Here is a 12,983-nt window from a genome sequence, read left to right as displayed (position 1 = left end):
AGTCGGACCAGTGCTCGGTTCGTCGCGGTTCGCCGTCTCCTGCGAGTGGGCCGTGTGAACGCGAGCCGACGGCGCGACCGTTACCGGGTGACTCGAGCGTCCGGGAACAGTCATACGTCGCAGACGTCTAGCCCGGAGTATGCAGGAATTTGCCCAGCGACGCGAGATCCGAGACGAGGTCGCCGACCACCGCGAACCCGACCACGAGATCGACCCGCTGTTCGTCAACCGCTGGTCGCCCCGCGCGATGACCGGCGAACCCCTCGAGGAGGAGGAGTACCTGCCGCTGTTCGAGGCCGCCCGGTGGGCGCCCTCGGCGTTCAACAACCAGCACTGGCGCTTCCTCTACGCGAGCCGCGAGGACGAGGAGTGGGACGCCTTCGCCGACCTGCTTTTGGGGGGCAACGAGGAGTGGGCGACCGACGCGGCCGTCCTCGTCGTGATCGTCTCGAAGACCACCTTCGACCACAACGGCGAGCCCGCGCCCGTCCACTCCTTCGACACGGGCGCCGCCTGGCAGAACCTCGCGCTCGAGGGGGCCCGCCGCGACCTCGCGGTCCACGGGATGGCCGGCTTCGACTACGAGCGCGCGGCCGAGGTGCTCGACGTTCCCGAGGAGTACGAGGTCGAGGCGATGGCCGCCATCGGCGAGCGTGCGCCCCCCGAGAGCCTCCCCGAGGAACTGCGCGACCGCGAGGAGCCAAGCGACCGCAAACCCCTCGAGGAGATCGTTCACCGCGGCGGCTTCGAGTAACTGACCCGCGCTCGAACGGGAGCGTCGGCCCCGTTCCGAATCAGGCTGTACCTTTTTCCGATTCCGGAATCCGGTAGTTGGTAGATGACAGTGCCGAATCACGATCGTCGAACGGCTTCGAACCGGCGGGCACGGAGCACGGTACCCGCCCGGAGCGACGGATGAGCACGATCGGCTCGGAACGATCGGGACGGGTCGGACGCTTTTTTACGCAACTGGGCGAGGTCTCGAGCAGAGTGATCAAGCGATACCTGCCCGACGCCTTTATCTTCGCGTTGCTGTTGACACTGTTGACGATGGTCGTCGCGGTGGTCGCCACCGACGAGGGGCCCGTCGACGTCGCCACCCACTGGGGCGAGGGGTTCTGGGAGGTCGTTTCGTTCTCGACGCAGGCCTCGCTGGCGCTGCTGACGGGCTGGGCGCTGGCGGATTCGCCACCGATCAAGCGCGGCCTGCGACGGATCGCCTCGGTACCGAGCACGCAGACGCAGGCGATCTTCGTCGTCGCGCTCTGCGGTCAGCTGTTCGGGCTCTTCCACTGGGGTGTCGTGTTGATCGCCGGGGCGATCCTCGCCCGTGAGGTCGGGATCGCGATGGCCGAGAAGGGGACCGACGTCCACTATCCGCTGCTGGTCGCGGCCGCCTACGCGGGACTGCTACCCTGGCACCAGGGACTGTCCGGCGCCTCGCTGTTGCTCGTCGCGACCGAGGGCCACTTCGCCGAGGAGACGATGGGCGTCATTCCGGTCTCGGAGACGATCTTTCACCCGTTCAACCTCGCGATGATCGCCGCGATCGTCGCGGTCGTCGTCGTTCTCATGCCGCTGATGGCGCCCGAGGCGGAGAACGTGACGACGGTCCCCGAGGAGAAACTGCGGGCCGCCCGCGGCGAGGGCGCGCGGGGCGGCGACGTCGGCGAGCGCCCCCACCGGCTGCGCGACTCGCGGCTCAAGGCGTTCCTGCTCGACAGCACGGCCGTCTGCGTCGGCGTCGGCGTCGCGATCTGGGCGTACCTCCTCTATCTGTTCTCGACCGAACCGTTCGTGCAGGCGCTCGACATCAACGTCCTCATCACGGCGATGTTCGGACTCGGCTTTCTCGCCCACGCGTCGCTTCGGAGCTACATCGGCGTCTTCGAGGAGGCGATCCGCGGGGCCAGCCAGATCGTCATCCAGTTCCAGTTCTACGGCGGCATCATGGGGATCATGGTGTTCTCGGGGCTCGTCGAACTGATCGCGACCACGGCCGCCCAGTACGCCACCGACGCGACCTGGTACGCGATGGTGTTCGTCTCGGGCGGGATCGTCAACTTCTTCGTCCCCTCGGGGGGCGGCCAGTGGACGGTCATGGGCGAGATCTACGCCTCCGCCACCCAGGAGATCGCCGGCACGCAGATGAACCACGTGATGATCGCGTTCGCGATGGGCGACCAGTGGACGAACATGATCCAGCCCTTCTGGGCGATCCCGGTGCTGGGAATCGCGGGCCTGACCATCCGCGACATGATGGGCTACGTCGCCGTCCTGTTCGTCTTCGTCGGCGTCGTGATGGGCGTCGGGACGCTCGCGATCGGGGTGTTGGGGTGATTCCGATGGCGGGAGAACCTACCCCGGCGACGGAGAGCCGATCCGACGACGCCGCCACCGACGCCGATTCCGAGGGCGACCTGCGGTCCGCGTTCGTGCCGACCTTCGGGAAGTACTTTCCCGAGTCGCTGGTCGGCGCGCTCGGACTGGCCGTCCTCGCGGTCCTCGTCACCGTCCCCGAACTCGAGCCGACCACCCAGCTCGAGCTGTTCGGCGGCGGCTTCTACGTCTACGACCTGTTCGCGCTACACATGCTGTTGATCCTCTACTGGGTGCTCAGCGCCGCGGCCGTCGAGTCACCCCGGGTCGGCGCCGCGCTCGATCGGCTCGCGGCCCTCCTGCCGACGAGCCAGGCCGGCGCGATCTACGCGACGGGCGTCCTCTCGCTCGCGCTGGGGTGGTTCAACTGGGCGCTGGGACTGATCGGGGGGATCCTGCTTGGCCAGCGGCTCTGTCGGCGCGCCCGCGAGAACGGCACCGCGATCCACTACCCGTCGGTGCTGACGGGCGGGCTGCTGGCGCTGGTCGTCGCCAACCAGGGGCCCTCGAGCCCCGGCGCGCTGATCGCGGCCGACGACACCGGGCTGGCGAACGTCATGGTCGACGACGCCGGGACGATCGGGATGGGCGAGTTCCTCGTCCACCCGGCGAACCTCGTCCCGACGCTGCTGTTCGTTCTCACGCTCCCGCTCCTGCTGGTGTGGCTGGCGCCCGACAGCGAGGACGAGATCGAACCGCTCGAGGACCGGGATCGACTCCTCGAGGGATCGATCGCCGAGACCCTCGAACACTACGCGCCGGCGCGCGAGCCCGTCGACTGGCAACTCGGCGACCGCCTCGAGAACGCCGAGTGGCTCACCTGGATCGTCGTCGCGATCGGCGCGGTCTCGCTGGGGTGGCACTTCGGCACCGGAGGAGCGCTGACCCTGCCCTGGCTGGCGTTCGGGCTGGTCGTGGTCGGCCTCGCGGTGCAGGGGCCGCCAATGGCGTTTCGCGAGAAGACCGAGGACGCCACGCGGTGGGCCACCCACGTGGCGATCCCGTTTCTGCTGTACGCCGCGACGTTCGCGCTGCTGATGGAGGCGGAGCTGTACGCACGACTCGGCGACGGGCTGGCGGCGACTGGGCTGCCGTCCGTCGGCTCCTACGTCGCCGCGTTCGCGCTCGGTCTGCTGGTGCCCGATCCCGGCTCGCTCTGGTTACTCCAGGGGCCCGCGGTGGCGGCCGCAGGGGTCGAGGGGGCACCCGCGCTGGTCGCGACGATGTACGGTGCGGGCATCTCGAACCTCTGGCTCGCGTTCCTGTTCGCCAGCGTGCTCTCGATCTACGGCTTCGACTGGCGGGAGTTCGTGACCTACGCCGCCGCCGTCACGGCGTACGTCTCGGTCGTCGTGGTGGGACTTCTGCTCGCGTTCTGACCCAGAGCAGGCCGTAACACATTATCACCCGGGGTGAGAACGGGGTCGCATGACGCGCGACATCCTGGTCGCCGGCGAGACGCTGATCGACTTCATTCCGGAACGTCCCGGCCCGATCTCGAGCGTCGAGGGGTTCGACCGACGCGCCGGCGGTGCGCCCGCGAACGTCGCCGTCGCGCTCGAGCGCCTCGAGCGGACGCCGCTGTTCTGGACCCGCGTCGGCGAGGACCCGTTCGGTCGCTACCTCGCCGAGACCCTCGCGGACCGCGGGCTGCCCGATCGGTTCGTCGAGCGCGACCCCGACGCGAAGACGACACTCGCCTTCGTGACCCACGACGAGACGGGCGACCGCGAGTTTTCGTTCTACCGCGACGGCACCGCCGACACCCGCCTCGAGCCCGGTCGGATCGACGACGCGACCCTCGCAGACCTCGAGTGGGTCCACGCCGGCGGGGTCGCGCTCTCGGCGGGCTCCTCGCGCGAGGCCACGCTTGACCTGCTCGAGCGCGCCACCGCTGCCGACTGTACGGTCTCGTTCGACCCGAACGCCAGACCGGAGCTGTGGCCCGACGACGCCGAGTTTCGCGACGTCGTTCAAGGGGCGCTCGAGTACGTCGACGTGCTGAAGGCCGCCGAGGAGGAACTCGAGGCGCTCGGGTTCGCGGGTGCGGACCTCGAGGCGACGGCTCGCGACGTCCTCGCGCTCGAGCCGGGGCCGTCGACGGTACTGGCGACCCGCGGCGGCGAGGGCGCCCTCGCGATCGCCGACGCGGACGCCCCCTGGTCGGATACCGCCAGCCACCCCGGCTACGACGCCGACGTCGTCGACACGACCGGGGCGGGCGACGCCTTCGTCGCCGGGGCGATCGCGGCGCTGTCGGAGGCGGCGGATCTCGAGGAGGCGCTCGCCTTCGCCAACGCCGTCGGCGCGGCGGCGACGACGGCCGCGGGCGCGATGACAGCGCTACCGGATCGAGAGGCGGTACGGGAGCTCAGGGACGACGAGTAGCTCAGCGCTCGCGGTCGAAGGTGAACAGGCGAACGTCACAATCCGGACAGAACAGCTTCTCCGCGGGCAGCGAGCCGATCGGCGTCACCTCGCCACAGCAGGTCGACTGCGTGATCTCGAGGGGGCCGTCACAGAGCGGACACGCCTCGAGCAGCGAGCGCAGCGGTTTGCCGGCCGCCCGACGGATCGCGGGATCGTCGACCCGCGACTCGAGGGCGCGGGCGGCGCCGAGTTCGGCGACGGCGACCTCCCGCCGGAGCGTGACGAGCCCCCCCTCACCCTGCAGGACGAGATAGGAGCGACCGAAGCTGCTGCCGACCCGGGCCTCTGTCTCCGGGCCCGTGTGCTCGTCCGCGAGCGCGGCCAGCGCCTCGAGGTCGCGCTCGCGCAACGTCCGCATCTCCTCGCGCCAGTCGGTCCTGAACCCGTCCGCGAGACGGAGCTGCTCGCCGTCGGGAACGACGACTTCGGCCTCGATCAGCGCCGCGAGAACGTCCTCGCCCGGGATCGCGTCGTCGTCGCTCGCGGAGTCCGCGTCGGTCGGCACGCCCGAGAGCGAACCGGGCTCGTCGGAGTCGTGGGGATCGAGCGAGAGCGCGGCCGCCAGTTGCGGCGCGAAGCGGGGGGTGTAGGGCACGACGTAGCCGCGAGCGCCGATCGAGGCGAGTCCGACGGCACCGACCGCGGCGGCGAGCAGTCGACGGCGCGCGAGCGCGAGCGCGGCGACCGCGGCCGCGACCAGCGCGCCGTTCGTGATCGTACAGGGCCAACACCGGTTCGAACCGGTGTACTCGGGGCGACGAATCCGTTCGAGAAGGCGGCTCATACGGTCGCGTTTCCACCCGATCGCCTTCAGTGTAGCGCCAACGAGAGTCTTTTTTACAATTACCGTTGTACACTGTTCTATGCGACTATCTATCACAGGACGCGGGCGCCGGACCCGCACGGTGATCGGGGAATGAACCCCGACGAGCTCGCGGCGACACTCGAGGAGGCGGGGCTTTCGCCCTACCAGGCCGACGCCTTCGTGACGCTGCTCGAGCGGGGGTCGGCCTCCGCGACCGACGTCGCCCAGGCGAGCTCGGTCCCGGATCCGCGGATCTACGACGTCCTTCGAGGGCTCGAGGAACGCGGGTACGTCGAGACCTACGAGCAGGGGAGTTTGCAGGCTCGAGCGCGCGATCCCACGGAAGTGCTCGACGACCTCCGCTCGCGAGCGACCCGGCTCGAGGACGCGGCCGAGGAGATCGAAACCCGGTGGACCCGACCGGATATCGAGGACCACGCCGTCAGCATCGTCAAGCGGTTCGATACCGTTCTCACCAGAGCGAACGAGCTGATCAGGTCGGCCGACCACCAGATTCAGATCGGGCTTACCCCCCCGCAGTTCGACGCGCTCGAGGACGCCCTCGTGGCGGCCCGGGAGGCCGGCGCCGACGTGAAACTGTGTCTGTTTCCAGAGACGGCCGCGGAGCCGTCGCTGCCAGCGACCGAGCGACTCGCCGAGGCCTGTACCGAAGCCCGGTACCGCCGTATCCCCGCGCCGTTCGTGGCGCTGGTCGACCGCTCCTGGACGTGTTTCGCACCGAACCGACACTCGGCCAACGAGTACGGCGTCCTCGTCAACGACCGCACCCACGCGTACGTCTTCTACTGGTACTTCAGCACCTGTCTGTGGGACGTCTACGAGCCCGTCTACTCGGCCCGGGACGACGAGCTCCCGACGACGTACGTCGACATCCGGGAGGCGCTTCGCCGGATCGAATCGCTGCTCGAGGAGGGACGGCGGATCGAGGCCACCGTCGAGGGGTTCGAGACGGACACCGGGCTCGAGACGACCGCCTCCGGAACGGTGACGGACGTCGACTACACCGGCCGTTCGGACGGGGACGGGGGGGCGGTGCCGATCACGCAGTTCGCGGGGAAGGCCGCGTTCGCGCTCGAGCGCGACGGCCGAACGCGCACCGTCGGCGGCTGGGGGGCGATCGTCGAGGACGTCGAGGCGGTCCGGATCACCCTTGAGTCGGCGACCTGAAGTCGATCGCCGCAGGATCGGACGATCCGCGGCCCGTCGGGCCGCGAGGGGGCGATCGACCCTTGTTGCTCGGGCCGAGTGTGAGAAGTTAACTACATCCGTTGTACCCAAGGCAGCAATTATAAATAGGTACAATTCAATGTTACAGTTCATGAGTGACAGATATTCACGGGGGCGTACCGAAAGCGAATCGAGCGTTTCGCGGCGGACGTTCGTCGCCGCGGCCGGCGCGACCGGGGCGACGGCCAGTCTGGCAGGGTGTATCTACGGGGACGGCGGCGACGGGGACTCCGTCGTCATCGCGATGGGGTCGACGACGATCAGCGACGTCGAGGACGGGATGCCGGACCTGCTCTACGAGAACGGGCTGGACGAGGAAATTGAGATCTCCTTCAGCTCCCAGTCGGACGACACCGGCGAGCAGCGGGACGCCTACTCGCAGCTGATCGAGGCGGGCGAGTCCGAGCCGGACCTCATGATGTGTGACACCGGGTGGACGAACGTGCTCGTCGAGAACGGCTACCTCGCGAACCTCTCGGAGGAGCTCGACGACGAGACGCTGAGCCTGATCGACGAGGAGTACTTCGAGGCGTTCGTCGGCACGGCCCGCGACCCCGAGAGCGAGGACCTCATGGCGCTCCCGCTGTTTCCGGACTACGGCTGCCTGTACTACAACAAGAGCTACGCCCGCGAGGCTGGCTACGACGACAGCGACTTCGAGCAGTGGGCGACCGAGCCGATGAGCTGGCAGGAGTGGGCCGAGATCACCCAGGAGATGGTCGACGCCTCCGACGCCGAGACCGGGCTGGCGACCCAGTTCGACATCTACGAGGGAACCTCCTGCTGTAGCTTCAACGAGGTCATGACGTCGTTCGGGGGCGCCTACTTCGGCGGCGAGGAGAACCTCGGCGGTCCCGTCGGCGACCGACCCATCACCGTCGACGAACAGGAGTTCATCGACGCCCTCGCGATGATGTACACGTTCGTCGCGGACGGCCAGGACGAGAACACCCTCGAGGAGTACCCGACCGGGATCGCCCCGACGGACATTACGTCCTGGGGCGAGGAGGGCTCCCGCGAGCCGTTCTCGTCGGGCCGGACCGCGATGCTTCGAAACTGGCCGTACATCGTCCCGACGACGCTCAACGGGGACGACTACCCGTTCGAGGGCCCCGACGATCTCGGCGCGATGCCGATCCCCTACGCCGTCGAGGAGGGCGAGGCCGCCCAGCCCGGCGCCGGCGGAACCGCGTCGGCCCAGGGCGGCTGGCACATCGGCCTCAACCCCAACTCCGAGCGGACCGAGGAGGCCGTGCAGGTCATGCAGGCGATGACCGAGGACGATTTCAACCTCGGCATGCTCGAGCTGGTCGCCTGGCTTCCCCCCAAGCCCGCGCTGTTCGACGACGAGGAGGCGACGAACCCCGACTCCGTCGGGCCGATCGGGAACTACATGGAGACGCTGCGCGTGGCCGGGGAGAACGCGATGCCCCGCCCCGTCACCGAGCAGTGGCCCTCCCAGGCGGAGATCATCGCCGAGCAGCTCAACCAGGCCGTCGCCGGAGACGCGACTCCCGCGGACGCGGCGGCTGAGCTCCAGTCGGCACTCGAAGAAAGCGAATCGTAAGCATGAGCACGGAACAAAAGTCGGATACCGCGAGCCGGGAGTCGCGGCGGTCGGGACCGCTCGTCGCGATCACGCGGTGGCTCGAGAACCTGGGAGAGACCGCGTTCGCGTACCTGCTGCTGGTGCCGGTCTTCATCATCCTGGGATCGATCGCGCTGTATCCGCTGTTGCGGACCTTCGAGCTGTCGATGTACGTCAACGTGCTGGGAACCGGCGATCCGGAGTTCGTCGGGTTCCAAAACTATATCGACATGTTCACCGGGGAGCGCGACCCGGACTTCCCAGGATCCACGACGTTCCTGCCCGAGGTGACCACGAGTTCGAGTTTCCCGTTCGTCCACGTCGAGGGCTGGTTCCGGAGCGCGCTGATCGTGACGCTTCTGTTCACCGTCGTGAGCGTCTTCTTCGAGACGGTCATCGGGTTCGGACAGGCGCTGATCCTCGACCGTGAGTTCCGGGGACGGCGTCTCGTCCGCGTCGTGATCATCATCCCGTGGGCGATCCCGCTGGTCATCCAGGGGATGATCTTCTACCTGATGTTCCACCCGAGCACCGGGTTCCTGACAGAGTACCTCGCGAACGCGGGGATCCTCGCACCGACGAACACGCTCAACGACCCGCTGAGCGCGCTGATTATCGTCACCATCGCCGACATCTGGAAGACGACGGCGTTTATGGCGCTGTTGATCCTGGCGGGGCTCCAGAGCGTCGACCGAAGCCTCTACGACGTCGCGAAGGTCGCCGGCGCGAGTCGCTGGCAGCAGTTCAGGCTGATCACGCTGCCGCTGGTCCTGCCGGCGGTCGGCGTCGCCGTCCTCTTCCGGACGATCGACGCGATGCGGATCTACGGGCTGGTCGACATCACCTCGAGCTGTACGGTCGTGCCGTCGCTGTCGTGTATGGTCGTCGAGACGTTCAACACGAACCGCGGGTTGGCCTCGGCGATCGCGTTCGTGACGGCGGGGATCATCGGCGCCCTCGCGATGATCGTTATCTACAGGCAGTTCAAGGAGGGATTCTGAGATGGCTACGACAACCGAATCGCGATCCGATTCGACGGATTCCGACGACGGCGTGCTCGCGCGATGGACACAGGGCGTCATCGGGGACGACGAGAAGCGCGCCCGGCTCTACCGGGCGCTGTTTTACGTCGCGTCCGCCTTCTTCCTCGTCACGACGCTGTTCCCGTTCTACTGGCTGTTGGTGCTCGCGATCACGCCGAACAGTTCGATCCTCACGGGCGACTGGTCGCTCCCCGTCGTCGGGATCGAGTTCCCGCACCCTCAGGGGTTCAACCCCGAGGCGTTCATCGACGTGTTCCAGCAGGTCCCGTTGCACCTCCACGTGTTCAACAGCTTCGTCCTCGCCACCGCGACGACGATCATCGTGCTTCTCATCGCGAGCCTGGCCGGCTACGTCTTCGGCCGCCTCGAGTTCCCCGGGAAGGGACCGCTCATGCTCGCCGTGTTGATGATCTCCTATTTCCCGCCGGCGGCGTTTCTCATCCCCCTGTTCGACGCGTTCCTCGGGAACGCCATCGTGATCCCGTTTCTGGGAATCGAGCTGTTCCAGCCGCCGCGGCTGGTGAACACGCCGGGATCGATGATCCTGCCGTTCAGCGCGCTGTTCATGCCGCTGGCGATTTTCATCCTCACGACGTTTTACTCCCAGATCCCCGACGGACTCGAGGACGCCGCCCGCGTGGAGGGAACGACCCGCCTGGGTGCGCTCTTTCGGGTCATCATGCCGCTGTCGGCGCCCGGCGTCGCGACCGCGGCCGTGTTGACGTTCATCTCGGTCTACAACGAGTATTTCTTCAGTTCGATCATGGCCCTGGAGAACGTCCCCGAGAACTGGTCGCCGCTGGTCGGCGCAATTCTGAGCTACCAGGACCAGTACACGACCGACTTCAACCTCATGGCGGCGGCGAGCATCGTCGGGGTCATCCCAATCCTGATTCTCGTCATCGTCGCACAGGAACGAATCGTTAGCGGACTAACTGCAGGCGGACTCAAGGAGTAACACATGGCACGCGTATCACTCAACAACGTCACGAAGCGCTACGAAGACGTCGTCGCGGTCGACGAGATGAACCTCGATATCAAAGACGGGGAGTTCGTCTGTTTCGTCGGCCCCTCGGGCTGTGGAAAGTCGACGACGATGGAGACCATCGCCGGCCTCACCAAGCCGACCGAGGGAACGATCCGAATCGGCGAAACCGACGTCACCAAGCTGCCGCCGAAGGACCGTGGGGTGTCGATGGTCTTTCAGAACATCGCGCTGTTCCCCCACATGGACGTCTACGAGAACATCTCGTTCGGACTTCGGCTTCGGAAGTACGATCAGGACGAGATCGACCGCCGGGTCGAAAACGCCTCGGAGATCGTCCAGCTCGAGGGGATGCTCGACCGCGAGCCCAACGAGCTCTCCGGTGGCCAGCAACAGCGCGTCGCGATCGCCCGCGCGATCGTGCGCGACCCCGACGTCTTCCTGATGGACGAGCCGCTGGCGAACCTGGACGCGAAACTGCGGGTCCACATGCGGACCGAACTCCAGCGCCTGCACAAGCAACTGGACACGACGATCATCTACGTCACCCACGACCAGGCCGAGGCGATGACGATGTCCGATCGGATCGCCGTCCTCAACGCGGGGCAGCTCCAGCAGATCGACCCGCCCCTTACCTGTTACAACGAGCCCGCGAACCTGTTCGTCGCCGGCTTCATCGGCTCGCCGTCCATGAACTTCACGGAAGGCGAACTCGTCGACGGCGGCATTACGACCGAGCACTTCGACATCGAGTTCGACACGACCGAACTCGGCGTCGATCCCGGCCACGAGATCACGGCCGGCGTCCGTCCCGAGGACATCCATCTCACCAGAAACGACGACGATATCGACCACCACTCCGAAGTGATCGAGGCGACGACGGACGTCCTCGAGCCGATGGGCGACGAGATCTTCGTCTACCTCTCGCTGGACGGCACCAGCAGCTCCTCGATGACCAGCGACGAGGCCGCGGGCGCCGCCAACCAGCTGCTGATGAGCGTCGATCCCGACACCGAAATCGCCGAGGACGAATCGATCTCGGTCGTGCTCGACCGCTCGAAGATCCACCTGTTCGACACCACGTCGGGCCACGCGCTGGCACACGGCGTCGTCGACCTCTCGGAGGCCGAGCGAACGAAGGCGGCGGCCGAATCCGGTGGTCAGCGTGAGTAGCCTCGTTCCCGTCGTCTACTACGGGGGCGGTCTCGTGTTGTTTTTCTTCTGGATCTACGGGATCGTCTCGTTCGCGCTGGACGTGAAGAACAAGGTCATCCCCGGCATCAGGCAGTACCGCCGCGGACGCAAGCGCCAGCAGGCAAAACAGGAACGCGAGCAGGAACAAAACGAGCAGGAACAGCAGCTGTACTGAACGGCCGACCGACCCCGTTTTCGCTCCCGACTCCAACGGTGTCGAAAGCGCGAACGCCGACTGCGACTTCTTCGGAAAACCCCGTTTCACGGGCCGTCTCTCCGCGGTACGCGAACCTCGCTCCACCCGGATTTATGGACTCTCGCCACGACCGTCCACCCGTATGGATATCGGCGTACACACCCCGCCGCTCGCTGACGAATCGCTCGAGGGCGCCCTGGCGTACCTCTCGGATATCGGCGTCGACGCGATCGAACCCGGCGTCGGCGGCTTCCCCGGCGACGACCACCTCGTTCGCGAGGAGTACCTCGACGACGAGGACGCCCAGCTCGAGCTCGAGGAGCTACTCGGGGAGTTCGAGATGCGGATCAGCGCGCTCGCGACGCACAACAACCCGCTGCACCCCGACGAGGAGCGGGCCGAGGAGGCCGACACCGAGCTCCGCGAGGCGATCGAACTCGCCGACCAGCTCGACGTCAACACGGTGACCTGCTTCTCCGGACTCCCCGCGGGCGGTCCCGACGACGAGGTGCCGAACTGGATCACCGCGCCGTGGCCGACCGAGCACGCCGACGCCCACGACTACCAGTGGGAGGTCGCCGTCGACTACTGGTCGGATCTCGCCGCGTTCGCCGACGACCACGGCGTCGACCTCGCGATCGAGATGCACCCGAACATGCTCGTGTACGAACCCCACGGGATGGCCCGCCTGCGCGAGGAGACGGGCGAGCGCGTCGGCGCGAACTTCGATCCCTCCCACCTGTACTGGCAGGATATCTCGATCACCGACGCGATCCGGTATCTCGGCGAGCGTGACGCGATCCACCACTTCCACGCCAAGGACACGAAGGTCTACGAGGAACAGGCCCGCGAGAAGGGCGTCCTCGACACCACGGCCTACGACGACGAACCGAACCGCTCGTGGCTGTTCCGCTCGGTCGGCTACGGCCACGGCGAGGGCCACTGGAAGGACGTCGTCTCGACGCTGCGGATGGTCGGCTACGACGGCGCGCTCAGTATCGAACACGAGGACTCGCTGACCAGCTCCCGCGAGGGCCTCGAGAAAGCCGTCGAACTCCTCGAGCGAGCCCTCTTCCGCGAACAGCCGGGCGAGGCGTACTGGGCGGAGTAAGAGG

Annotated in this window: 12 protein-coding genes; 11 read left to right on the top strand and 1 reads right to left on the bottom strand. The window is 67.2% G+C overall.

The annotated features are described in order from the left end of the window. The first annotated feature begins 139 nt into the window (after positions 1–139). From GWG54_RS03230 to GWG54_RS03215, 4 genes are all read left to right on the top strand, one after another. Positions 140–754 carry a nitroreductase family protein gene (locus tag GWG54_RS03230; RefSeq protein WP_167936405.1) on the top strand — a complete coding sequence of 205 codons (615 nt, stop codon included), beginning with the start codon at positions 140–142 and terminating at the stop codon, positions 752–754. A gap of 161 nt (positions 755–915) precedes the next feature. Continuing rightward, positions 916–2,340, top strand: a complete 1,425-nt coding sequence (locus GWG54_RS03225; RefSeq protein WP_167936404.1) for a short-chain fatty acid transporter — start codon at positions 916–918, stop codon at positions 2,338–2,340. A gap of 5 nt (positions 2,341–2,345) precedes the next feature. Then, the gene (locus GWG54_RS03220) at positions 2,346–3,758 is read left to right on the top strand and encodes a TIGR00366 family protein (protein WP_167936403.1); all 1,413 of its coding nucleotides are present in this window, start codon (positions 2,346–2,348) and stop codon (positions 3,756–3,758) included. A gap of 49 nt (positions 3,759–3,807) precedes the next feature. Continuing rightward, positions 3,808–4,767, top strand: a complete 960-nt coding sequence (locus GWG54_RS03215; protein WP_167936402.1) for a carbohydrate kinase — start codon at positions 3,808–3,810, stop codon at positions 4,765–4,767. A gap of 1 nt (position 4,768) precedes the next feature. Here GWG54_RS03215 and GWG54_RS03210 read toward each other — a convergent pair whose 3' ends face one another. Continuing rightward, positions 4,769–5,593 (bottom strand): hypothetical protein, encoded by an 825-nt coding sequence (locus GWG54_RS03210; RefSeq protein WP_167936401.1) that lies wholly within the window; start codon positions 5,591–5,593, stop codon positions 4,769–4,771. A gap of 132 nt (positions 5,594–5,725) precedes the next feature. On the opposite strand from GWG54_RS03210, the gene GWG54_RS03205 reads away from it, so the two are divergent. The 7 genes from GWG54_RS03205 to GWG54_RS03175 all read left to right on the top strand — a co-directional run bounded on the left by GWG54_RS03205 (position 5,726) and on the right by GWG54_RS03175 (position 12,979). Continuing rightward, on the top strand, positions 5,726–6,802 hold the full coding sequence (locus GWG54_RS03205; RefSeq protein ID WP_167936400.1) for a TrmB family transcriptional regulator: 1,077 nt from the start codon (positions 5,726–5,728) through the stop codon (positions 6,800–6,802). Between the two features lie 151 nt (positions 6,803–6,953). Further along, on the top strand, positions 6,954–8,429 hold the full coding sequence (locus tag GWG54_RS03200; protein WP_167936399.1) for an extracellular solute-binding protein: 1,476 nt from the start codon (positions 6,954–6,956) through the stop codon (positions 8,427–8,429). Between the two features lie 2 nt (positions 8,430–8,431). Beyond that, a complete protein-coding gene (locus GWG54_RS03195; RefSeq protein ID WP_167936398.1) occupies positions 8,432–9,451 on the top strand; it encodes a carbohydrate ABC transporter permease in 1,020 nt (339 codons plus the stop codon). 1 nt (position 9,452) lies between these two features. Beyond that, positions 9,453–10,451 (top strand): carbohydrate ABC transporter permease, encoded by a 999-nt coding sequence (locus GWG54_RS03190; protein WP_167936397.1) that lies wholly within the window; start codon positions 9,453–9,455, stop codon positions 10,449–10,451. Positions 10,452–10,454: 3 nt separating this feature from the next. Beyond that, entirely contained in the window at positions 10,455–11,651 is a 1,197-nt protein-coding gene (locus tag GWG54_RS03185) for an ABC transporter ATP-binding protein (RefSeq protein WP_167936396.1), read from the top strand. Continuing rightward, the gene (locus tag GWG54_RS03180; RefSeq protein WP_049893048.1) at positions 11,644–11,847 is read left to right on the top strand and encodes a hypothetical protein; all 204 of its coding nucleotides are present in this window, start codon (positions 11,644–11,646) and stop codon (positions 11,845–11,847) included. The genes GWG54_RS03185 and GWG54_RS03180 overlap by 8 nt, the downstream gene beginning before the upstream one ends. 163 nt (positions 11,848–12,010) lie before the next feature. Further along, entirely contained in the window at positions 12,011–12,979 is a 969-nt protein-coding gene (locus GWG54_RS03175; RefSeq protein ID WP_167936395.1) for a sugar phosphate isomerase/epimerase, read from the top strand. Positions 12,980–12,983 lie beyond the last annotated feature (4 nt).

This window comes from Natronococcus sp. JC468 (assembly GCF_012163165.1).
GTDB classification, from domain to species: domain Archaea; phylum Halobacteriota; class Halobacteria; order Halobacteriales; family Natrialbaceae; genus Natronococcus; species Natronococcus jeotgali.
The sequence above is the reverse complement of the archived record's forward strand: the minus strand, read 5'-3'. Positions and strand labels throughout refer to the sequence as shown.